Genomic DNA, 22388 nt, shown 5'->3' on the forward strand with positions numbered 1-22388 from the left:
TTCTCCATTTCGTTATTGTAATGCCATGAATCGATCTCTTTGGATCATGAGTTGGTCAATACGGGCATCGTATCGAGCTTGCTCTAAGCTGCCCAACTTGGCCATTTTACTTGCTTCACTATAATATTGAATCGCTTTATTCCAGTTTGCTCGCAACGCCAAAATTTCCGCTCGCGCAGCCAACTCTTCATCACTACGTCCTAGCGCGTGGTAGCTCTTCGATATTAGGTGCCAGCCATTTGTATCTTCAGGATAATCATGAGTGTATCTTTGAAGAACTCGCGTGGCTTGATCGTTTTTATTGTCCTCAAGTAGCGCATTGGCATAGTTAATGGTCAATACTTTATTTTGAGGGTTCCGAGATAACGCTTTACGGAGCATCTCGGTTGCTTTTTCTGGCTGCTTCTTCTCGATATATAAATCCGTCATAGCATCCAGGTAGAACGGGTTACTTGGGTCCTGCTCCAGCAACTTTTTCAAAATAGGTTCCGCTTGAGACAAGCGTTTGCTGTCTAAATGTACGAGTGCTCGCCCATAGTCAAAAGCAGGTGTGATGTCCGCAGAGGCTTTCTTTTGAGTTCGCTCAAACCAGCCTAAAGCAGCTTGTCCGTCAATGCCGGCGTACCGCGCCACAATGCGCGCACGCGCTAGGTGATAGTCTATTGAAGGCACAACTCGCATTGGTGGATAGGTCCTTGCTCGCGCACGGCTATCGGTAATTCGATCTTCAGGTAGTGGGTGAGTCAGTAGCATTGGCGGCGGTTTACTCGCATAACGATATTCATCTGCAAGACGGCCAAAAAAACGTGGCATTGCTTGAACATCAAAACCAGCTTTTGCCAGTGTTGAAATACCAAAGCGATCCGCTTCTTTTTCATTCGCGCGAGTGTAGTTGATTTGGCTTTGCATGTTACCTGCGGTTGCCGCCGTAATTGCAGCCATCCCCGCTTCTGGTGAGGCAATCGAAAGCAGTAATGCGCCAGCGAGTGCAGCTAATGTGGCCGGAGAGCGACGTGCTTGCTCTTCCATGCTGCGCGCAAGGTGGCGTTGTGTGACGTGCGCAATCTCGTGAGCAACAACAGAGGCTAACTCGCTTTCTGAACGTGCATGAAGAAACAACCCAGAGTGCAACGCTACGTAACCACCAAAAAACGCGAACGCGTTAATATTGCGGTCGCGAATCATAAAGAAGTGAAACGGCGTTTTCACATCGTTCGCATTGGCTACTAGTCTGTGCCCGAGAGCGTCAATATATTCATTGATAACAGGATCATTAACGATAGGTTTACTGGCTCTGAGCATACGCATATAGGCGTCGCCGTAAATCAACTCTTGGTCTATTGAGAGCGTGCCACCAGCAGCCGTACCAATGTCTGGCAAGTCAATGCTATTGGCATAGGTTGTCGGCGAACTGATTGCAGCTGCAAGACATAAGCAAACTAGCGAGCGAGTGCGTTTTAACATACGTTTAAAAGGTTCTCCAAAATACATAAGCATGTGGTTAGAGGCTGAGAACCTCTCAACAGCGCCACATGCGTTTTGGTTATCCGCGAGGATATAAGCTAGCAATAAGACCGGAAATAAATGAATTGGTTTCGTAAATTATTTTATATCCGAGTCATTTCAGCATGTGGTTAAATCATGTCAGAAGTACTAGCACCAGCTCAAAAAGCCGTTACAATACAACCCTATCATAAGTGCAGAGCAATACAATGGAATCCATGTTACTTGATTTGCGTGAACAACGTTGCCCTATGGCACTATTACTTGCAAAGCGTCACGCTGCTGAAGTCTTTCAAGGAGAAACGCAGCAGTATCATCAACTTGTTATTCAAGTGGTGGATAACAGCTCTAAACGAGACATTGTGAACTATCTCAGTGCCCAAGGGTACTCAGTTGATTGCCAATCTACATCAGAGCACTACACATTGACTGTATTCAATAAGGAATCCGCATAAGATGTTTGAAATGGTTAGTCGTTGGTATAAACGACGTTTCTCAGACCCTCATGCAGTAAGTCTCGTCGCGATCTTGCTGTTTGGTTTTATCACCATTTACTTCTTTGGGCATTTGATTGCGCCATTGCTTGTCGCGATCGTTTTGGCTTATCTACTTGAATGGCCAGTCGTAAAAATGTGTCGCATGGGCGTGCCGCGCACTTTGTCGGTCATCATCGTGATCTTAATGTTCGTCGGATTGATGTTGATCGCTTTGTTTGGTTTGGTTCCGACGATTTGGACTCAGGTCGGTAATCTAATTAACGATATTCCAAACATGTACAACGGGTTACAAAAGTTTATTGTCACGCTACCAGAACGTCATCCTGAGTTAGCAAACTTAGAAATTGTAGAAACCGTGGTGACAAATGCCAAAAACCAAGCGTTGGGACTTGGTGAGAGTGTAGTAAAAGGCTCACTTGCGTCATTAGTCAGTATTGCGACGCTAGCGGTATACTTGATTTTAGTGCCACTACTTATCTTCTTCTTACTGAAGGACAAAGAAGAGATGCTAAGAATCGCGAGTGGTGTTTTGCCGAAAAACCGTAAACTCGCGAATAAAGTTTGGCATGAAATGAACGAGCAGATATCAAATTACATTCGCGGTAAAGTGTTAGAGATTTTAATCGTGGGTGGCGTGAGTTACGTGACTTTTGCCATTTTAGATCTTCGCTATTCGGCGCTGCTTGCCGTAGCTGTCGGTCTATCTGTGTTAATTCCATATATCGGCGCAGCAGCTGTAACTGTGCCTGTCGCCATCGTTGGTCTGTTCCAATGGGGCCTTGCGCCTCCGTTTTATTGGTTGCTGCTTGCTTACGGTATTATCCAAGCGCTGGATGGCAATGTGTTGGTTCCTGTTCTGTTTTCTGAGGCGGTAAATCTACACCCAGTTGCCATCATTGTGGCAGTGTTAGTCTTCGGTGGCTTGTGGGGTTTTTGGGGCGTGTTCTTCGCCATTCCGTTGGCGACACTAGTTAAAGCCGTATGGCATGCCTTACCAAGTACGGAAGAAAACGAACCAGTCGAACAAGAGTAGGCGTTACCAAAGTACGATGCTCAAAAGAAAGCCCAGCAGTTTGCTGGGCTTTCTTGTTATTTGAAGAACGGATCGCGCTTATGCGTTTTCGTTCAGGTAATTTAATACGACTTCGTGGTGATCTTTAGTTTTGAACTTGTTGAACACGTGTTCGATCACGCCTTCTTCATTGATTAGAAAGCTAATGCGGTGAAGACCATCGTATACTTTACCCATGAATTTCTTTTCGCCCCAAACGCCAAATTGGTCTGCAACGGCATGATCTTCGTCAGAAAGTAGGGTGAAGTTTAAATCATCACGCTCGATGAATTTGCCTAGGCGTTTTACAGGGTCGATGCTTACGCCAAGTACAACCACGTTGTGCGCATCTAATTCAGCTTTGATGTCACGTAGACCTTTTGCTTGTGTAGTACAACCCGGCGTCATCGCCTTAGGGTAAAAGTAGAAAAGTACTTTCTTGCCTTTAAAGTCTTCGAGAGAAACTGTATTTCCGTCTTGGTCGAGCAAAGAGAAGGCTGGCGCTGGCGAGCCTGCTGTCAGCGTATTCATGGTGATTTCCTTTACTTTATAGTGTGTTTTTAATGAAATTCAGAGAACCTTGTACGTTGAGCGACTGACAAAGTTCATCGAAATCTTCTTGTAATTGCATTAAGTTACAATCCGCACTTACTGATGCGGTAATCGCAATGTGGAATTGGTCCGCATCAAGTTGAATTTTCGACTTACTGATAGTTTGGGCGCTAAGAGAGTCCAAACCAATCTGTTGATCCGCGAAGAACTTAGTAAACTTTTCAGTCAGACCTGGGCGGTCTTCAGACTCAATAAACACTTCCATTGTGTAGCTGTTGTCGAGCAATTCGTGCGCCGACGTACGCTTCATAATCGTAATCAGGTCATGCTCTTGGCCAAGTAGGGGCAATTGCGTCTCTACTCGAGTCACACTGCTGGCGTTCCCAGTTAGGAGCATGATCAGGGTAAATTCACTTCCAAAGATAGCGATACGGCTATCGACTATGTTACAACCGGCTTGAGTAACGAGGTGTACGACTTGGTTACAAATGCCTGGACGGTCCGTTCCAACTGCTGTAAGTACCAGATGTTGCTTCATAAATGAGCTTCTTGTCCTTTCTTCAATAGAGAGATGTTAGCACAGATATTGCGGAGAAATATCGAGTCAGTTCTTTTTTTAGTTTACAAAAAAGCAGGTTGGCTCTTGAGGTGAACGATTGGAGGCAAGCAGTAAACGAGGGAGTTGGGGGAATAAAACGTTTGCATGATGTGCTTGCGTATTGTTTGGTCTTTTTATTCACTCAGGTCTGACTTGGCGAGCGCAACCCAAGAGTATATTTTCTTGGCTTGTGCACTTCAGTATTTTCCAAATCACTGATAGATTCTAAAGTCACTCGAAAGCCCAACACGATTATCAATATTGCCGCTAATCAAACCAAATAGAGCAATTAAGTTGCTAGACCTCTAACAACTGATAATTATTCATTCATTTGTACTTTGTAAGCGAGTTTACGCTCTTGTGTTTTTCAATCGCATTACAGTACCATGCAGAAAGAGTTAAATGAGGGAGATAAACATGTTTTCAGGAAGTATCGTAGCGCTGATTACGCCATTCAAAGCAGATGGCGAAGTAGACTTTGACAGTCTGCAAAAGCTAGTAGAGTACCACGTTGAAGCGGGTACAGACGGTATTGTGGCGGTAGGCACAACAGGTGAGTCAGCGACACTGACCATTGAAGAGCATGTAAAGGTCGTTAATAAAACTGTTGAGTTTGCCGACGGTCGCATCCCTGTGATTGCTGGCACGGGTGCAAATGCAACCCACGAGGCAGTAACATTTAGCAAATTACTGGCTGATTCTGGTATTGCTGGCTTCCTGAGTGTGACACCGTATTACAACAAACCAACTCAAGAAGGTTTGTTCTTGCACTACAAGGCAATTGCTGAAGCGAGTGATGTGCCTCTAATTTTATACAACGTACCAGGCCGTACTGCTGTTGATATGCAGCCAGAAACAGTGGCACGCTTGTCAAAGCTTGATAATATCGTGGCTTTAAAAGATGCAACGGGCGATTTGGACCGAATTGCAATTCACCGTGAACTTTGTGGCGAAGATTTTATCTTACTAAGTGGCGATGATGCGACGGGTCTCGATTTTGTGAAACTTGGCGGCAATGGTGTTATCTCGGTAACGAACAATATTGCAGCTAAAGATATGGCAGACATGTTCCATTTGGCAAGTGAAGGTAAGTACGAAGAAGCAGAAGCGATTAACCAACGCTTGATGACTCTACACAAAAACCTTTTCATTGAAGCAAGCCCTATCCCAGTAAAATGGGCAGCGCAAAAGCTTGGTTTAATTGAAGAAGGTGGTTTGCGTCTTCCTTTAACCACACTTTCTGAAAAATCGCAGCCGATCGTTGAACAGGCGTTAACCGACGCCGGTATTTATTAAAATTGAGCTATTAAGATTGAGTTACTAGGATTGAAGTTCATACTGGGGGCCAAAGCGCCCTCGGTGTTTTAGGAGTATAGATGAAGCTTTCAAGCCAGTTAGTGTTAAGTTCATTAGCTGTATTCGTATTGACTGCCTGTTCAGGTGGTGCCAATCAACGTCGTCAAGCAAAAGATGACTTCGAGTATTTGAACTCCCCCAATTTGGGTGAGTGGAATGTCCCACAGGGTGCACAGCCTCAGTTTTACCCTAACTATGAGATCCCTCAGGGTAACTATGCTGGTGGTGTAGGTAAAGATGTCGACATTCGTCCACCTCAACAAGTCCTAGAGCTTATTCCTGGTGCACGTCTGGACCGCAGTAGTGATGGTGAAGTGACACTTTGGCTACTTCGTAAAGATGAACTAGACAAGGTTTGGCAAACGGTACAAAACATGGTCGCGGCCAACGAGATTCCAGTTGAAAGCCAAACAGATTCTCGCATCGAGACAGGTTGGGTGACTTGGGATTCGCCAGACGAAGAGCTGGAAATTGGTAGCCGATATGAGATCGTACGTGCTGAAGCAAATGGTCGACACGGCTTTAAAGTGAGTCTTATTGACTGGCGTGAAGGCAATCAAGTGAAAGAAGTAACGGCGACCAACCGTGAGCGCTACAATGTGTTCATGACGAACTTGGTAACCGCTCGCTACGATCAAGAAGTACGTGAAGAAGCACAACGTAAAGCGCAAGAGTTGGTTAAACAGATCCCAATTACAATGGGTAAAGACCGCAGCGGGCTTCCTGTAATTGTCGCGCGTGCGCAATACAACATGCTTTGGCAACGTCTGCCTAATATTCTACCTAAGATGGGCTTTAAGATTGAAGAGCGTAGCCAGTCTCAGGGCACAATCACTGCGAAATATGCGTCTCCGGATGATGAATTCTGGAACGATATCGGCGTTAAACCAGTGGAGTTAGACGCTGGTAAGTACACATTCTTACTTGGTGATTTAGGCAACCGTACGTCTATCAATATTACGGATTCCTCTGGTAAGCCAGTAGAAGAAGAGTTTTTGAAATCACTAGCGCCTGTATTGGCTGCGACGGTGAAGCAGTAACCAAAGCGAACTTAACGCGATACGTTTACACAATAATTGAAAAGGGACCCAGTGGTCCCTTTTTTGATGCCTATATTCGGCGTGTCGAGATAAAGTAGGTGTTTAACTAACGAGGCTCGTCTTTGTTGCTTTCCTCGTCAGCGGAGCGCTGTTTATCCAACGTGTTCAGCTTATCTAAATCGTTCTTACGGCTTTTATCCATCTGACCAAACTTCATTTTTGCGGTGTATTTGAGTGCGGCAATGTTACCAATGACCACGCTCAACACTACAATGATAATGACCCAAGGATTGGTGAGTATTTCTATCATAGAGCCTCCGGCGGCGTGATATTGTGAATAAATTTGGCAACGACGTTATCCAAATTATTCAGTATGACGTCAATCCCTGCAATGTTGTCGGTCTGATTTTGCTGAATCAGCTGGTTTCTGAGCACATCAGGCGTCAATTGCGCGAGGCACTGTTGCCCGACAGTGCGGTGGCTAATGTGCCAAGGCTCAATCGAAACGCCACCTAAATCTTGCTGATAAGGGAAGAAGAAGCCGAATCGACCAAGGTTGGCTTTTAACCATTGGTAGAACGCTTGCTGGTGGCCTTCAATGTACTCCCAAGGTTCCAGCTTGAGTTTGGTGTCAGTAGGCAATAAATTGCGCGCATAGACATCAAAATCACAACCCCAATGATGACGACTTCCTCCAGGCAGTGCCGACCAGCGCAAAATGGCCATCAACTTCTCTTCGTCATTTAACTCTGCTTTGTTTAAAGGGCGGGAGTTGACGTCGAGAACTGGCAACTCACCAGAAAACTTCCCGTTCCAGATCGCTTTTTGGCGGTTGAAGTCACGAAAACCACTGGCGATTTCCATTTTAAAACCTGCTTCTGTTGCCGCTTTGATCATCTTTAGCAGATCGTCAGCTACTTCAGGGTGGAGTAGAAACGCTTTTTGACCCACTAAAGTGGATTGCAGATGAGAATCTGTGGTGCCGGTGAGTTGCTCTGGTGTCATGGTGTTCTCGCTGATTACTTCGCTAACAGGTGTTTCAACGTGTTCTCGTACATGTCAGTCAACTTTTCTAGATCGTCCACTTTCACGCATTCGTTCACTTTATGAATCGTAGCATTAACAGGGCCTAACTCTACGACTTGACCACCCATTCGAGCGATAAAGCGACCATCAGAAGTACCGCCAGTTGTAAGTAGCGCTGGCTTCGTATCATTCACTTCGGCAACAGCAGCTACAACTGCGTCTAGCAGTGCGCCCGTATCGGTCAGGAATGGGTCACCGTTGAATGTCCATTTTAGGTCGTAGTCCAGCTCATGCTTGTCCAATGTTTCGGTAACACGCTGAACAATTGCGTCATTGTTAAGCTCAGTACTAAAACGTAGGTTGAACTGAACATGGAACTCGCCAGGAATGACGTTAGACGCACCAGTGCCAGCCGATACGTTCGGGATCTGGAAGCTGGTTGGTGGGAAATAATCATTTCCTTTGTCCCATTCGGTTGTTGCGAGTTCATGAATCGCGAGTAGAGACTCGTGCACTGGGTTATTGGCTAGGTGAGGATAGGCCACGTGGCCTTGTGTTCCTTTTACCGTTAAATCGCCCGTGATAGAACCGCGACGTCCATTTTTCACCACATCGCCAACTACTTCGGTACTGGATGGTTCACCAACGATACACATGTCGATATTTTCGCCACGTGCCATCAACGTTTCTACAACACGAACGGTACCATTGATAAATGGTCCTTCTTCATCCGACGTAATTAGAAAGCCGATTGAGCCTTTGTGGTCTGGGTTCTCTGCAATGAAGCGTTCGACAGCAACGACCATAGCAGCTAGCGACCCTTTCATGTCCGCTGCACCGCGACCGTGTAGGTAACCATCAATAATCGTTGGTTCAAACGGATGTGTATCCCAGTGCTCCAGTTTGCCAGCAGGTACCACATCGGTGTGGCCAGCAAACGCAAATAGTGGCGCTTCTGAACCACGTCGAGCCCAGAAGTTCGTGGTATCTTCAAACACCATCACTTCAATTTCAAACCCGAGTGCTTTTAAGCGCTCGATCATCAAATCCTGACAACCTGCGTCTTCCGGCGTTACAGATTGTCTACTGATCAGATCTTTAGCAAGTGCCAATACTGGACTGTCTGTCATCCTTGAGTATTCCTTTATTTAAGAGTTGAAAATGGTAGCGTATTGATCAGCTTTAAAACCGATATGAAGTTGATCATTCACTTTTAAAATTGGGCGCTTGATCATCGCCGGATTTTCTACCAAAAGAGCGATCGCGTTTTCTTCGTTAAGCGTGTCTTTCTGTTCTTGTGTCAGTTGGCGGTAGGTCGTGCCACGTTTGTTGAGCACCTGTTCCCAACCTAAAGCGCGACAAAATTCGCTTACCATAGCTACATCAACGCCTTGCTTACGGTAGTCATGGAAGTCGTAATTAATATCCTCAGCTTCTAACCATTTTTTGGCTTTTTTGATCGTATCGCAGTTGGGAATACCAAACATGGTAATCGACATAGTGTTTCCTTTTTTCTTTGTTCTATTTTTCACTGGCGCGGTTAAGACGCACTTAAGTGATTTGGGCTGCTATAGCATCCTATCAAGAAGCAATCAAACTGACAAAATGCGGTGGAAAATATTTTCAGATAGATTGAGATAACTGATGTTACGTAACTTATTTACGATGAATGCACTATAAATCGAATAAAAAATCGTCTAAATCAAATGGAAAAGTCGAGTTATTGATCAAACGCAACATCTCGCTGAGCAAAAACGAAATAATGAATCAGCACAATTTTAGGAGGTGTCAATGGAATTGAGTCCTGTTTTTGCAAGGCGGCTATATTTGGCCTTGTTGGTGGAAAACCTAGAAAGGCCGAATGTGCCAAAGTTGATCGAAAAAACGGGGTGGCCTCGTCGTACAATTCAAGATGTACTCAAGGCGTTACCTGGGATCGGCATTGAACTCATATTCGTTCAAGATGGCCGACGTCATAATGACGGCTATTATCAACTTTCAGATTGGGGGCCTTTTGATAGCCAATGGGTTCTAGAGCGGGAGAGAGATATCGCTAGCAGTCTTGGATTTCGTGCATAAGCCAGCAATTGCTGGCTTTTTTCATATTCAGGCGTCATCCATTGCAGCGGTAAGCGGAGCCCAGCACGCTAAATGAGGTGATAAAATCTTGTGGGGAGACCATAAAAACGGTGTCCGCATCGATAGCCGCGGCATTGTTTTTTAAATCATTCATCGCGCCTTGCATCATCGCGTCATTAGTCATAAAAATGTAGTTATACCAATGACCCTCGCTTCCGGTGACTTCGCCTTTGTATTCGCATCGATCAGGGTTGAACTGAGCGTCAATGCGAATATGAACATCTTGGCTTTGAGCATGAGTAAGGTGAGAAGGCATCGTGCAACCAGAGAGAAGTACGACAAAAAGTCCAAGTAACAGGCGTCCCATCAGCTATTTCCCCAATACTATGTAAGCAGCAAAGCCAATCCAGCTCAGAGCGAGCAGTATCCAAGGCAGTTTGCTTGATGCATAGTTTGGCACATCGTTGGTGATGTTGTCTTGTTCGATAGCTTCTTCATGCTGACGTTGCTTTTCACGTTGCTGTTTTTTCTTTGCTTTATCGGCTTGACGATTGCGCTCTTTTTGCTGCTTCTTATATTGAGCGATGCCTTTTTCGATACCTTGAGCGATAAGCTTGGTTTGCTCTTTGGTTTGCCCCGGTTTCTGTGTGGATTTGGCAACTCTCATCGCTTCGGCTTGAGTTTCTTGAGAAGGCGCTGGGGTAGCTGGAGTTCTTTTTTTCATGTTTCTCATCAACGTCATTGTAAATCTTTGTTTAGTTTACCTGTGTAAGATGATGAAATGAACTTTAGTTCTCATCTTTGCTGGCTTGCAACTCTGAAATGATAGGTTAAAGTGGCGTTTTATCACATTAAGAAGAAGATGTTGTGCGCTACTCGTTTGACCAATATGACGCCCATGGATTTTTAAAAGCGCCGATTATTTTATGGTTTGGATGGATGTTTCTTGTGCGTTCATGGGTTGTGTTTGCGATGGCAGGCGTAAGTCGTGATAGTGGCAGTAAGCTACTCGCTATTGTTTACCCAGACTCAAGTACGCTGTATTTGGGTTTGGCTATGGGCATTCCAAGCCTGCTTCTCATGTGGTTGATGGGGCTCCGTCACCCCGATAGAGGATGGGTAAACAGAATTACTCGCTATGGTCGAGAGATCACTTTGATCTTGTGCGGTATCCAACTGGCTCAGACCATGTATCATGTGTATCTGGAACATGGTGTATTCAACTGGGCAAACGCCCTTACCATTACCTTGTTAGCTTGGTTTATGATCTATCTTCTAAATGGAAGATGGGTAAAAGACTGTTTTCATGTGCCACAATTGGGGCGCAATGAAGAGCAGCCTTCGAAGAATTAAAAACAATAACTTCCCACACCGGGGCAAAGTATAGAGGAAACCTCAATGTCACAAGCTCAAACGGCGATCGTGCCAGAAGCAGGGCCATTTGCACTGTACACTCAACTTAAAGTGAACCAAAACCGTGAAAACGTATTGGATAAGCTGAAAGCACTACCAAAGTTAGTGGAAGAGTTAAATATTACCCAGCTAGGCGCGGCGCTGACCCTTTCTATCGCATTCACAAAATCGTTTTGGCAACACCTCAATGTAGACGCGCCAGAAGAGCTTATTGATTTTACTCAACTTGGCGAAGGAGACATCGTAGCGCCTGCAACGGATGTTGATGTGCTGATTCACTGTCACTCTACTCGTCACGACTTGCACTTTTATGTTCTGCGTAAGTTTCTAGAAGAGACGGCAGAAGATGTCACCATTGTGGACGAAACGTATGGGTACCGTTACCTTGATGCTCGTGATATGACAGACTTTATTGATGGGACAGAAAACCCGAAAGGGGAGGCTCGCGCTGATGTGGCTCTAGTAAAAGAGGGCCCATTTGCTGGAGGTAGTTATGTCATGGCTCAACGCTTCGAACATAACCTTGCCGCTTGGAATCGCTTGAATGTCAAAGCGCAAGAAAAAGTGATTGGTCGTACCAAACCAGATTCTATCGAGCTAGAAGACGTTCCTGCTGCATCACACGTTGGTCGTGTTGATATTAAAGAAGAAGGAAAAGGTCTCAAGATTGTTCGTCATAGCTTGCCATACGGGACGGTGACAGGGCCTCATGGCCTGCTGTTTATTTCTTACTGCAATACACTTCATAACATTAAAGTGATGCTAGAAAGTATGTACGGCGTGACAGATGGTAAAACAGACCAAATGCTTCGTTTCACAACAGCGGTAACTGGTGCGTACTTCTTCGCGCCTTCGCAAGAAATGCTCGCAGAGCTAGCCATCAAGTAAGTTCTCAGACTTCATTTCTTAAGCCCTCTAATTGGAGGGCTTTTATTTTCTTCTTTTCTATTCCACAGACTTTTTCAAAAAAGACTAAACCTTTCGATTATTTGGTCGATAAGTATCCAAAGCCTTAATTTATTTGGAGTCTGTGTCTCTTGGCTATCACCGTTAATACCAATGTTGCAGCACTTGTCGCACAACGTCATTTGACCAGTGCAACTGACATGCTGAACCAATCCATGGAGCGTTTGTCTTCAGGGAAGCGTATTAACAGCGCAAAAGATGACGCGGCAGGTCTTCAAATCTCCAACCGTCTGCAATCGCAAATGCGCGGTTTGGATGTCGCGGTACGTAACGCGAACGACGGCATTTCTATAATGCAAACCGCCGAAGGGGCGATGAATGAAGTGACTAACATCATGCAACGTATGCGTGATTTGTCGCTTCAATCTGCTAACGGTTCAAACAGCAAAGCGGAGCGCACTGCACTGCAAGAAGAAGTGACGGCACTTAACGATGAGCTAAACCGCATTGCCGAAACGACCTCCTTTGGTGGGCGTAAACTGCTCAATGGCAGCTTTGGTAAGTCGGCATTTCAAATCGGTGCAGCGTCAGGTGAAGCTGTGCAAGTTGAATTAAAGTCGATGCGCAGTGATGGCATTGATATGGGCGGCTTTAGTTACATTGCAAACGGACGTGCAAGCTCTGATTGGAAAGTAAAAGACGGTGCGAATGATCTTAGTATGTCATTTACGAATCGTTTTGGTGAGACGGAAACCATTCAAATTAATGCCAAAGCTGGCGATGATATCGAAGAGCTTGCGACTTATATCAATGGTCAAACTGACAAAGTAACGGCATCGGTGAATGAAGAAGGTCAGTTACAGCTATTTATGGCTGGAGAAGAAACTTCAGGCACTTTATCGTTTTCAGGTGACTTAGCGAGTGAACTGGGGTTACAGCTAAAAGGTTACGATGCGGTTGATAACATCGACATTACGTCTGTCGGTGGTGCGCAACAAGCCGTGGCCGTCCTAGATACTGCGATGAAGTACGTTGATAGCCATCGTGCTGAGTTAGGCGCGTATCAAAACCGCTTTAATCACGCGATCAATAATCTCGATAACATCCACGAAAACTTAGCCGCTTCCAACAGTCGTATCCAAGACACTGACTACGCGAAAGAAACCACGCAAATGGTGAAGCAGCAGATCTTGCAGCAGGTCAGTACTTCTATTCTTGCACAAGCAAAACAAGCGCCAAACCTAGCATTGACCTTGCTTGGCTGATGAACGGCCTTGCCCGAATTTAACGCAAAACCTGCCTGTATCGACAATTCGAAAAGAAGCTTTAGCGAAAAATGAAAGTTTTTTTGCTTTTTTATCCGCTTTGTCACGATTACCCCTCCAAACGAATTATTTTCAAAAAAATCCAAAATTTTCTCTAAAGAAAACAGGGCATGCGCCGTTAATAAAAGTAACTTTGAGAGAACTACTTGGTTTTCCGAGACGTCGGAAACCGCTACACCGGAAAATCAATTGGAGAAATCACCATGGCAGTGAATGTAAACACTAACGTATCAGCGATGACCGCTCAGCGTTACCTAAACAACGCAAACTCAGCTCAACAAACTTCTATGGAGCGTTTGTCTTCAGGTTTTAAAATCAACAGCGCAAAAGATGACGCTGCGGGTCTACAAATCTCGAACCGTTTGAACGTACAAAGCCGTGGTTTAGATGTAGCGGTTCGCAACGCGAACGACGGTATCTCGATTGCACAAACTGCTGAAGGTGCAATGAATGAGACAACTAACATCCTGCAACGTATGCGTGACTTGTCTCTACAATCAGCAAACGGCTCAAACTCGAAATCAGAGCGTGTGGCGATTCAAGAAGAAGTGACCGCGCTAAATGACGAACTAAACCGTATCGCAGAAACCACGTCTTTCGGTGGTAACAAGCTACTAAACGGCACACACGGCGCGAAATCGTTCCAAATCGGTGCGGATAACGGTGAAGCCGTGATGCTTGAGCTAAAAGACATGCGTTCAGACAACAAAATGATGGGCGGTGTGAGCTACCAAGCTGAAAGTGGTAAAGGTAAAGACTGGAACGTTGCTGAAGGTAAGAACGACCTAAAAATCAACCTAACGGACAGCTACGGTCAAGAGCAAGAAATCAACATCAGCGCAAAAGCGGGTGACGATATCGAAGAGCTTGCGACTTACATTAACGGTCAAACTGACCTAGTGAAAGCCTCAGTAGACCAAGACGGTAAACTGCAAATCTTTGCTGGCAACAACAAAGTTGAAGGCGAAGTCGAGTTTTCAGGCGGCCTATCTGGCGAGCTAGGTTTGGGCGAAGGTAAAAAAGTAACGGTAGATACTATCGACGTAACCTCAGTAGGTGGCGCACAAGAATCTGTGGCTATCATCGATGCGGCACTGAAATACGTAGACAGCCACCGCGCAGAGCTGGGTGCATTCCAGAACCGTTTCAACCATGCAATCAGCAACTTGGACAACATTAACGAGAACGTGAACGCGTCGAAGAGCCGTATCAAAGATACTGACTTCGCGAAAGAAACGACTCAAATGACCAAGTCACAAATTCTATCGCAAGCGTCAAGCTCAATCCTTGCGCAAGCGAAACAAGCGCCAAACTCAGCGCTAAGTCTGCTAGGTTAATTTCAAACCTAAGACGAGAACCTCATTGGCTCGTGGTGAGAGATGAGCGAGTAAACCCAGCTGCGGCTGGGTTTTTTTCTGTCTTTTGGAGACTCAGGATTTCTGCGAATCACGACATTAGAGCTTCATCACATTTCAGTAAGCCAAAGAAAATAATCGCAAAAAATTGAAAATTTCTTCTAAAGGATATTCATCGGTCGCCGTTAAAGGGATTGAGAGAAATGAGATGTACCTAAGTGAGGTGAGAGACACGACGGTACATTCACTAAAGCCTTAAGGAGATCAATTATGGCGATTAACGTTAATACTAACGTTTCTGCGATGACTGCACAGCGTTACCTAAACCAGGCAGCTGACGGTCAACAAAAATCAATGGAGCGTTTGTCTTCGGGTTATAAAATCAATAGCGCGAAAGACGATGCTGCAGGTCTACAGATTTCAAACCGCTTGAATGCACAAAGCCGTGGCCTAGACATGGCGGTGAAAAACGCAAACGACGGTATTTCTATTGCACAGGTTGCTGAAGGTGCAATGAATGAATCTACCAACATCCTACAACGTATGCGTGACCTATCGCTTCAATCTGCGAACGGTTCTAACTCAAAAGCAGAACGTGTTGCGATCCAAGAAGAAGTAACAGCGCTAAATGACGAGCTAAACCGTATTGCTGAAACTACCTCTTTCGGTGGTAACAAGTTGCTGAACGGTACATACGGTACGCAATCTTTCCAAATCGGTGCAGACTCAGGTGAAGCAGTGATGCTTTCTATGGGTAGCTTGCGCTCAGACACTTCTGCAATGGGTGGCAAGAGCTACGCAGCAGAAGAGGGTAAAGATGCATCTTGGACTGTTGGTGAGAAAACTGAGTTCAAAATGAGCTACACCAATAAACAAGGTGAAGAGAAAGAGCTATCGATCAGCGCAAAACAAGGCGACGACATTGAGCAGCTAGCAACGTACATCAACGGTCAAAACGATGATGTAAAAGCGTCTGTTGGTGAAGATGGCAAGCTACAAGTATTTGCTTCTTCTCAAAAAGTTCAAGGTGATGTTGAGTTCTCTGGCAACCTAGCGGACGAGATCGGCTTTGGCGGCCCGAAAGACGTAACAGTGAAAGACATCGACGTAACAACAGTAGCAGGCTCTCAAGAAGCCGTGGCTGTTATCGACGGTGCGCTTAAGTCAGTAGACAGCCAACGTGCGTCACTTGGTGCTTTCCAAAACCGCTTCAACCACGCAATCAGCAACTTAGACAACATTAACGAGAACGTTAATGCGTCTAACAGCCGTATTAAAGATACTGATTACGCGAAAGAAACCACTGCGATGACTAAGTCGCAAATTCTTCAGCAAGCAAGTACTTCAATCCTGGCTCAAGCGAAGCAGTCTCCATCTGCAGCGCTAAGCTTGTTGGGCTAAGTGGTTGACCCAGCCTGAGGTAAATACCTTAGTGCTGGGGCACCAAAGCGATAGGTTCTATCGTTAGCCCATAAGGTGGAAGGGAGATTGTAATGGATATATCCTCCTACGCATCGAACATCCAGCCTTACGGCACGCCAAGTGGCACAAAGTTTGCAAATAAAAATGGCAATGATATAGGCACGTCTAGCCCAGCAAATTCAAATGGTGAGGTTTCGCCGCAAAAAGCGAAAGACACCGAATACGACTTCTCTGTTCAAGCAGCGATCGAGATGGCAGAAAGCCGTCAAGAGCTGAACAAAGAAGAACGTGAAAAATTGGTCGCGCAAATGAATGAGTTTGTGACGTCCATAAACAAAGGAGTCGCGTTTCGAGTGGATGAGGAATCCGGGAGAGATGTGGTGACGATTTACGAAGCCAAAACGGGCGACGTGATTCGTCAAATTCCTGATGAAGAAATGCTAGTGGTATTGCGTCGCCTAGCTGAGCACACAGCCAACAGCGGGTTGTTGACTGAAAAAGTGTAAGTCGTTTTTAGAGGTGATTTGATGAGTTTAGGCCCTTTGGGGATGTCTGGCGGCATGGATATCAATTCCATGGTCAGCAAAATTGTGGATGCCGAACGCGTACCAAAGCAGCAACGCATTGACAACGAGCGCACGACAATTAATGCCAGTATCAGTGCCTATGGGCGACTCAGAGAATCACTGGATACGATGAAAAATCTCATGGCGAACTTTCGTCAAGAGAAAGCGTTTGCCGTTCGTACTGTTGAAACGACAGACGACAATATCGTATCTGCTACGGCAACCACAGATGCTATCGCTGGCAAATATGCTATCGATGTGTTGCAGCTTGCCCAGAGCCACAAAGTCGCTTCTGACGTACTGCCAGAAGACGCAAAGTTTGGCCCTGGTAAGCTGCAGATTTCGCTTGGTGATGACACCTTCAACGTGAACGTTCGTTCGAGCTCCAAGCTCGCAGATGTCGTACGCGGCATCAACGGCTCAAAAGACAACCCCGGTGTTCGAGCATCTCTCATTAACGACGTTGAAGGACCACGCCTTATCCTTGCCTCAAATCTCTCTGGTAAGGATCATCAAATCAGAGTCAGTGTGGAGGCCGACAAAGGCAACCCTCTAAAATATTTCGAATATCAAACACTTGAAGGCCGTGTTAACGCGCTTGAAGAAGCTCGTTCAGCGGCGGAAGAAGTGTTAGGTCCTCTTCAATTCCCCGAGCAACCAGTGGAACTGGATGCAAACGGCAATCCTCTACCTCCAGAAGAGCAAAAAGCGGCAGAAAATGGACAAGATGATGGCTCCCAAGAGCCAATCTCTGCTGCGGGTGCAGAAGCTGCTAAAGCTGGGCAGGAAGCGATTGATGAAGCCAACCGACGCGCGAGTTTGCGCCCTGAAGACCGAATTCCAGGGTGGACAGAAACTGCGTCAGGCACTTTGCTGGATTCTTATGAAGAGCCAGAGCTCGAACTCGACGAGAAAGCAATAGAGAAGGCACCAGATGTACCGGGTTGGAGTAATGCGGCATCAGGCACATTAACCGACTCTTACGTTACGACGAAAGAGGCCAAGCAGCTTCTTGAGCAAGAAAAAGCAGAAATTGAGCAAAAAATTGCGAGTGAAAAACAAGCGCTAGACGCAAAAGTTGAACGTGGTGAATTGACCGAAGAGCAAGCGAAACAAATTCATCGCGCTAAGCTGGATCCTCAAGAGCGTGAACGTTTAGACAAAATTGATGAAGCAGAAGCGAAAATCGCAAAAGCGCAATCTGCTTTTGAAGAATACCTTGGTATGACAGAGGTACAAGCAGGGCAAGATTCAGAAGTTCTGCTTGATGGAGTAGCAAAGCTTTCTAGTCACAACAATGTGATTGAAGAAGCCATAGAAGGTGTTGATTTAACGCTTAAAGGCAAATCAGAACCGAACAAGCCACCTGCTGAAATTGGCGTCGAATACGATCGTCAGAGTGTGCGTAACGACATCGAAAACTTTGTGGCTGCGTATAACTCGTTTTATCAAACGTCTCAAGCGTTGGCGAGTGTGGATCCGGTCACTGGTCAAAAAGGACCGTTGTCGGGTGACAGTACCGTACGCAGCGCAGACTCACGATTAAAATCGGTATTTTCCACTCAAATTGATAAAGCGCCTGAAAACCTAAAGTCATTAACTGAATTTGGCATTACTACCACGCGTCAAGGTACCTTAGAAATCAACTATGACATGTTGGATCGTCAGTTGAACAACAACTTCAACGAGCTAGAAAAGTTCTTCGGTGGCAACACAGGTTTTGCTAAACGAGTCGAAGACGCGATTCATGGTATTACAGGCATTACAGGCAGCATTCGTACTCGAGAAAAAAGTCTCACAGAACAAAATTATCGTTTGAGTGATGATCAAGCGGCATTAGATCGCCGCATGGAAAGCCTAGAAAAGCGCACTCACGCGAAGTTTACCGCCATGCAAGATGCGACTGGCAAAATGCAAGGTCAGTTAGGTGCCTTAATGAGTGCGTTGGGTTAATAAATGCAAAAAGAACTCATAGATATTAGTGATATAGATCAACTAATTACGCAAGAATTGGAAAAAGTCGACTTTAATACTGAAGAAATTCTTCACTTGGTCGATATCAGGGAACGGTTATTGCAGAACCTGTTACCAATTATTCATCAAAATCCTTTGGTTAAGCAGGATGCAGAGTGGCAAGCGTTGCTTACTCGTACCAAAAGAATTGTCGAGCTGATGCAATCGGAAACGTCAAAGGTCGGAAAAGAACTTCATAAGTTTCGTTATGGCCAGCGTTCGCTTCAGCAGTACAAAAAATTTATTTAAAAGAGGATTACTATGCGCGGTTCTTTGCAAGCATACAAAAAGGTATCAGTCGACAGCCAGCTAAGCGCGGCTTCTCCGCACAAAGTCATTCAAATGCTTATGGCTGGTGCGATTGAGCGCCTTATTCAAGGTAAAGCGGCCATGCAAGCAGGCAATATTCCAGCAAAAGGTGAGCGTTTAGGTAAAGCGCTAGACATCATCATTGCGCTACGTAGCTGTCTATCGATGGATGACGGTGGTGATATTGCTTCAAACTTAGATTCACTCTATGAGTTTATGATCACGCAAATTTCAGCTGCTAACCATCAAAATGATCCTCAACTGATCGACGACGTTATCGACATTATCCGTGAGATCAAATCCGCTTGGGACCAAATCCCTACAGAGTTTCATAATCTTACAGCAGCTGAAGTCGGTATTTAATAACCAAAACAACGCGTTAAGATATTAGAGGAATATATTTGTCAATTGCGCAACGAGTTGTGTAGCAAAGTTTCTATCAAGCTCACACCTCTTTATTGCTTGGTTGCCTTATTTTTATATTCAAATAAAATAGAAGCCATTAGTAGCCCTAATGGCTTTTTTTGTTGCTGATTTTCCTATTTTGTCTATCGTAAATTGAGTGTGGTGGTTCTGCCTTCTTTTAGCACCCAATTGCGCAAATCAAGGTTTGGCCGCAACGCACCTAAAATAAAGGCAATCATTCTTACTTATGCAAGGTTTGGCAAAGCTGCTTGTAATTGATGATGACGCATCAAGTCGTTTAAATTTAAGCAATATATTGGAATTTGTTGGAGAAAATTGCGAAGCGGTCAGTTCTGATCAGCTCAGCGATGTTGATTGGTCTAGCGTATGGTCGTGCTGTATTGTTGGTAACATTCCAGCAGGTCAAGCGGCGAATACGGTTATCTCTCATTTAAACAGCGCCTACCACATCCCACTTTTAGTCATGGGCCGATTTCCGTTGCCCGTGGATGATCTTCCAAATTTTGTAGGTGAGCTAGAACTACCTCTTAATTACCCACAGCTTAGTGAGGCGTTACGCCACTGCAAAGATTTTCTGGGTCGAAAAGGGGTCAATGTCGTTGCCAGTGCACGAAAAAACACACTTTTTCGCAGCTTAGTTGGTCAAAGCAGAGGTATTCAAGAAGTTCGTCACCTGATCGAGCAAGTCTCAGACACTGAGGCAAACGTGTTGATCTTGGGTGAATCTGGTACCGGTAAAGAAGTCGTTGCGCGTAACATTCACTATCATTCGTCGTACAGCAGTGGTGCCTTTGTGCCCATTAACTGTGGTGCCATTCCACCGGAGCTTCTAGAAAGTGAATTGTTTGGCCACGAAAAAGGCGCGTTTACTGGTGCGTTAACGGCACGTAAAGGTCGATTTGAGCTCGCAGACGGTGGCACGATCTTTCTTGATGAGATTGGCGATATGCCGATGTCGATGCAAGTGAAGCTACTTCGCGTATTACAAGAGCGCTGTTTCGAACGTGTGGGTGGCAATAGCACCATCAAGGTCAATGTTCGAGTTGTCGCGGCAACACACCGTAATCTAGAAAGTATGATTGAAGAAGGCACGTTCCGAGAAGACTTGTTCTATCGTTTGAACGTGTTTCCAATCGAGATGCCTGCGCTGAAAGAGCGCAAACAAGATATTCCATTGCTGCTGCAAGAGTTGATGACGCGTCTGGAGGCGGAGGGTGGCCAGCCTATCTGTTTTACCCCTCGTGCGATCAATTCACTGATGGAGCACAACTGGCCGGGTAACGTGCGTGAGTTAGCCAACCTTGTTGAGCGAATGATCATTCTGTACCCAAATAGCTTGGTCGATGTAAACCACTTACCAACCAAATATCGCTACAGTGATATCCCGGAGTTCCAACCAGAAAGTAATCCGTTTATTTCGGTTGAAGAACAAGAGCGTGATGTGTTCCAAGACATCTTCTCAGAAGACTTTAGTTTTGATGATCAAGACGATCTTGACCACAGCATGAACGCTCCGCAAGCGCTGCCGCCTGAAGGTGTAAATCTGAAAGAGCTGTTGGCTGATTTAGAAGTTAATATGATCAGCCAAGCGTTAGAAGCACAAGGTGGGGTCGTGGCACGAGCCGCTGATATGCTGGGTATGCGACGCACAACGTTGGTGGAAAAAATGCGTAAGTATAACTTACAACGCTAGGTAACGTTGAGATTTAAGACGATATCTAAATCATTTGGGCTATTTAGCATCGTTTTTCTGACACCAAAAACCGTTATCTGAGGGTGTCAACTTATTGTCGATGACTTAACGTCATGATAAATATAAAAAATAGCTTGGTACGCTAATTGCTTACCAAGCTATTTTAGTTTTAGCGGCGATATTTCGACAGGCAGTAATGGATAACAACACCAACCAATCCCATTTAGATTCCGTAGAAAATCAGGTTGAGCGCTATAAGCAGGTGCTTGATGTGATGCCTGCCGGAGTGATTCTGCTCGACACGTACGGCATAGTGCGTGAAGCAAACCCAGAGGCGCACCGAATTCTTGAGATTCCACTGGTTAATGAAAAATGGTTCAACATTATTCAGGCGGTGTTTGATCCTCGTGAGGATGATGGTCACGAAGTTTCCCTGCGGAATGGTCGTAAAGTTCGATTAGCCATTTCGGCTTCTACGACAGGTCAATTGATCCTGATTACCGATTTAACCGAAACTCGCTTACTTCAAGCTCGTGTGAGTGATTTACAACGCTTGTCTTCGTTAGGGCGTATGGTAGCGTCGCTTGCTCATCAGGTAAGAACGCCGCTATCGAGCGCTATGCTATATGCATCCAATTTGGGAGCGCCAAACCTTCCACCAGCGACAAGGGATCGCTTTCAAACCAAATTAATGGATCGACTGCACGATTTGGAAAAGCAGGTTAATGATATGCTGCTTTTTGCTAAAGGTGGTGATAATAAAGTCATTAAGCCATTTACGATTGCTCAGTTGGTGGCGGAATATCAGCCGATGGTCGAAACCGCGCTAAAAAATAATGGTATTGATTACTGCCTAGAAGTGGAAGAAGAACAAACTGAGTTGCTAGGCAATGCGAATGCGATTGCATCCGCGTTGAGCAACCTTGTCATGAATGCGATTCAGATGTCTGGTAAAGAGTCGCAAGTCGATATTTTTTTCCGCCCGGTAAATGGCGAGTTGCGCATTTCAGTGCAAGACAGCGGACCGGGTGTACCTGAAGAACTACAAGCCAAAATTATGGAGCCATTTTTTACCACGCGTTCTCAAGGAACCGGGTTAGGGCTGGCTGTTGTTCAAATGGTTTGCCGTGCCCATGACGGTCGATTGGAACTTATTTCAGAGCAGGGTGATGGAGCCTGCTTTACCATGTGCATTCCGCTAGAGCGAGTGCAACCAGAAGCGCAATAAGCAGCTTCTGGTAATAACAATTACTGGAGA

General features: G+C 45.4%; 25 protein-coding genes. 16 read left to right on the plus strand and 9 right to left on the minus strand.

Translation table 11 applies throughout. The features are described from left to right. Positions 1 to 12 precede the first annotated feature (12 nt). Positions 13 to 1464: a M48 family metallopeptidase gene (locus FKN08_RS01295; RefSeq protein ID WP_012841513.1), complete on the minus strand. Its 1452-nt coding sequence runs from the start codon at positions 1462 to 1464 to the stop codon at positions 13 to 15. Between the two features lie 257 nt (positions 1465 to 1721). On the opposite strand from FKN08_RS01295, the gene FKN08_RS01300 reads away from it, so the two are divergent. Further along, positions 1722 to 1958 carry a sulfurtransferase TusA family protein gene (locus tag FKN08_RS01300; protein ID WP_046875522.1) on the plus strand — a complete coding sequence of 79 codons (237 nt, stop codon included), beginning with the start codon at positions 1722 to 1724 and terminating at the stop codon, positions 1956 to 1958. A gap of 1 nt (position 1959) precedes the next feature. Next, the gene (locus tag FKN08_RS01305) at positions 1960 to 3033 is read left to right on the plus strand and encodes an AI-2E family transporter (protein ID WP_006741685.1); all 1074 of its coding nucleotides are present in this window, start codon (positions 1960 to 1962) and stop codon (positions 3031 to 3033) included. 78 nt (positions 3034 to 3111) lie between these two features. Here the strand turns inward: FKN08_RS01305 and bcp are convergent, their stop codons facing one another. Both bcp and FKN08_RS01315 read right to left on the minus strand, forming a co-directional pair. Continuing rightward, a complete protein-coding gene (bcp, locus tag FKN08_RS01310; protein ID WP_005380418.1) occupies positions 3112 to 3582 on the minus strand; it encodes a thioredoxin-dependent thiol peroxidase in 471 nt (156 codons plus the stop codon). A 16-nt stretch (positions 3583 to 3598) separates the two neighbouring features. After that, complete coding sequence (locus FKN08_RS01315; protein ID WP_012841515.1) at positions 3599 to 4141, minus strand: glycine cleavage system protein R; 543 nt, start codon at positions 4139 to 4141, stop codon at positions 3599 to 3601. A gap of 477 nt (positions 4142 to 4618) precedes the next feature. Here FKN08_RS01315 and dapA point away from each other — a divergent pair, with 477 nt between their 5' ends. Together dapA and bamC are read left to right on the plus strand one after the other, a co-directional pair. After that, a complete protein-coding gene (gene dapA, locus FKN08_RS01320) occupies positions 4619 to 5497 on the plus strand; it encodes a 4-hydroxy-tetrahydrodipicolinate synthase (protein ID WP_012841516.1) in 879 nt (292 codons plus the stop codon). An 80-nt stretch (positions 5498 to 5577) separates the two neighbouring features. Then, positions 5578 to 6597, plus strand: a complete 1020-nt coding sequence (gene bamC, locus FKN08_RS01325; protein ID WP_006741687.1) for an outer membrane protein assembly factor BamC — start codon at positions 5578 to 5580, stop codon at positions 6595 to 6597. A 106-nt stretch (positions 6598 to 6703) separates the two neighbouring features. Here the strand turns inward: bamC and FKN08_RS01330 are convergent, their stop codons facing one another. Genes FKN08_RS01330 through FKN08_RS01345 form a run of 4 tightly spaced genes read right to left on the minus strand, consistent with a single transcriptional unit; the run spans position 6704 to position 9122 of the window. Then, a complete protein-coding gene (locus FKN08_RS01330; RefSeq protein ID WP_012841517.1) occupies positions 6704 to 6907 on the minus strand; it encodes a DUF2897 family protein in 204 nt (67 codons plus the stop codon). After that, positions 6904 to 7602 (minus strand): M15 family metallopeptidase, encoded by a 699-nt coding sequence (locus FKN08_RS01335; protein WP_145473581.1) that lies wholly within the window; start codon positions 7600 to 7602, stop codon positions 6904 to 6906. Before FKN08_RS01335 ends, FKN08_RS01330 begins: the two co-directional genes overlap by 4 nt. Positions 7603 to 7616: 14 nt before the next feature. After that, positions 7617 to 8753 (minus strand): succinyl-diaminopimelate desuccinylase, encoded by a 1137-nt coding sequence (gene dapE, locus FKN08_RS01340; protein ID WP_006741689.1) that lies wholly within the window; start codon positions 8751 to 8753, stop codon positions 7617 to 7619. A gap of 18 nt (positions 8754 to 8771) precedes the next feature. Continuing rightward, complete coding sequence (locus FKN08_RS01345) at positions 8772 to 9122, minus strand: ArsC family reductase (protein WP_074191682.1); 351 nt, start codon at positions 9120 to 9122, stop codon at positions 8772 to 8774. A 292-nt stretch (positions 9123 to 9414) separates the two neighbouring features. On the opposite strand from FKN08_RS01345, the gene FKN08_RS01350 reads away from it, so the two are divergent. Beyond that, entirely contained in the window at positions 9415 to 9702 is a 288-nt protein-coding gene (locus FKN08_RS01350) for a helix-turn-helix domain-containing protein (protein ID WP_005380433.1), read from the plus strand. Between the two features lie 34 nt (positions 9703 to 9736). Here the strand turns inward: FKN08_RS01350 and FKN08_RS01355 are convergent, their stop codons facing one another. Both FKN08_RS01355 and FKN08_RS01360 read right to left on the minus strand, forming a co-directional pair. Further along, positions 9737 to 10069: a DUF4156 domain-containing protein gene (locus tag FKN08_RS01355; RefSeq protein WP_170891104.1), complete on the minus strand. Its 333-nt coding sequence runs from the start codon at positions 10067 to 10069 to the stop codon at positions 9737 to 9739. Between the two features lie 3 nt (positions 10070 to 10072). Next, a complete protein-coding gene (locus tag FKN08_RS01360) occupies positions 10073 to 10426 on the minus strand; it encodes a DUF2956 domain-containing protein (protein WP_170891106.1) in 354 nt (117 codons plus the stop codon). 143 nt (positions 10427 to 10569) lie between these two features. Here FKN08_RS01360 and FKN08_RS01365 point away from each other — a divergent pair, with 143 nt between their 5' ends. From FKN08_RS01365 to FKN08_RS01415, 11 genes are all read left to right on the plus strand, one after another. Next, positions 10570 to 11055: a DUF2919 domain-containing protein gene (locus FKN08_RS01365; protein WP_170891108.1), complete on the plus strand. Its 486-nt coding sequence runs from the start codon at positions 10570 to 10572 to the stop codon at positions 11053 to 11055. Between the two features lie 45 nt (positions 11056 to 11100). After that, positions 11101 to 12003 (plus strand): Dyp-type peroxidase, encoded by a 903-nt coding sequence (locus FKN08_RS01370; protein WP_170891110.1) that lies wholly within the window; start codon positions 11101 to 11103, stop codon positions 12001 to 12003. Positions 12004 to 12152: 149 nt separating this feature from the next. After that, positions 12153 to 13286 carry a flagellin gene (locus tag FKN08_RS01375; protein WP_046875529.1) on the plus strand — a complete coding sequence of 378 codons (1134 nt, stop codon included), beginning with the start codon at positions 12153 to 12155 and terminating at the stop codon, positions 13284 to 13286. Between the two features lie 263 nt (positions 13287 to 13549). After that, positions 13550 to 14683 carry a flagellin gene (locus tag FKN08_RS01380; protein WP_005393103.1) on the plus strand — a complete coding sequence of 378 codons (1134 nt, stop codon included), beginning with the start codon at positions 13550 to 13552 and terminating at the stop codon, positions 14681 to 14683. Between the two features lie 288 nt (positions 14684 to 14971). Then, entirely contained in the window at positions 14972 to 16102 is a 1131-nt protein-coding gene (locus FKN08_RS01385) for a flagellin (RefSeq protein ID WP_006741693.1), read from the plus strand. Positions 16103 to 16194: 92 nt separating this feature from the next. After that, positions 16195 to 16629 (plus strand): flagellar protein FlaG, encoded by a 435-nt coding sequence (flaG, locus tag FKN08_RS01390; protein ID WP_047008849.1) that lies wholly within the window; start codon positions 16195 to 16197, stop codon positions 16627 to 16629. Positions 16630 to 16650: 21 nt separating this feature from the next. Further along, positions 16651 to 18642, plus strand: coding sequence for a flagellar filament capping protein FliD (gene fliD, locus FKN08_RS01395; RefSeq protein WP_170891112.1), 1992 nt, complete (start codon positions 16651 to 16653; stop codon positions 18640 to 18642). 3 nt (positions 18643 to 18645) lie between these two features. Beyond that, positions 18646 to 18951: a flagellar protein FliT gene (locus FKN08_RS01400; RefSeq protein ID WP_046875534.1), complete on the plus strand. Its 306-nt coding sequence runs from the start codon at positions 18646 to 18648 to the stop codon at positions 18949 to 18951. Positions 18952 to 18963: 12 nt separating this feature from the next. Next, the gene (fliS, locus tag FKN08_RS01405) at positions 18964 to 19374 is read left to right on the plus strand and encodes a flagellar export chaperone FliS (protein ID WP_012841524.1); all 411 of its coding nucleotides are present in this window, start codon (positions 18964 to 18966) and stop codon (positions 19372 to 19374) included. A 289-nt stretch (positions 19375 to 19663) separates the two neighbouring features. Next, positions 19664 to 21130: a sigma-54 dependent transcriptional regulator gene (locus tag FKN08_RS01410; RefSeq protein ID WP_006741695.1), complete on the plus strand. Its 1467-nt coding sequence runs from the start codon at positions 19664 to 19666 to the stop codon at positions 21128 to 21130. Positions 21131 to 21326: 196 nt separating this feature from the next. Next, a complete protein-coding gene (locus FKN08_RS01415) occupies positions 21327 to 22358 on the plus strand; it encodes an ATP-binding protein (protein WP_046875535.1) in 1032 nt (343 codons plus the stop codon). Positions 22359 to 22388: the final 30 nt, after the last annotated feature.

Source organism: Vibrio sp. 1-2 (7-a) (assembly GCF_013048515.1).
In the GTDB taxonomy this organism is placed as follows: Bacteria; Pseudomonadota; Gammaproteobacteria; order Enterobacterales; family Vibrionaceae; genus Vibrio; species Vibrio diabolicus.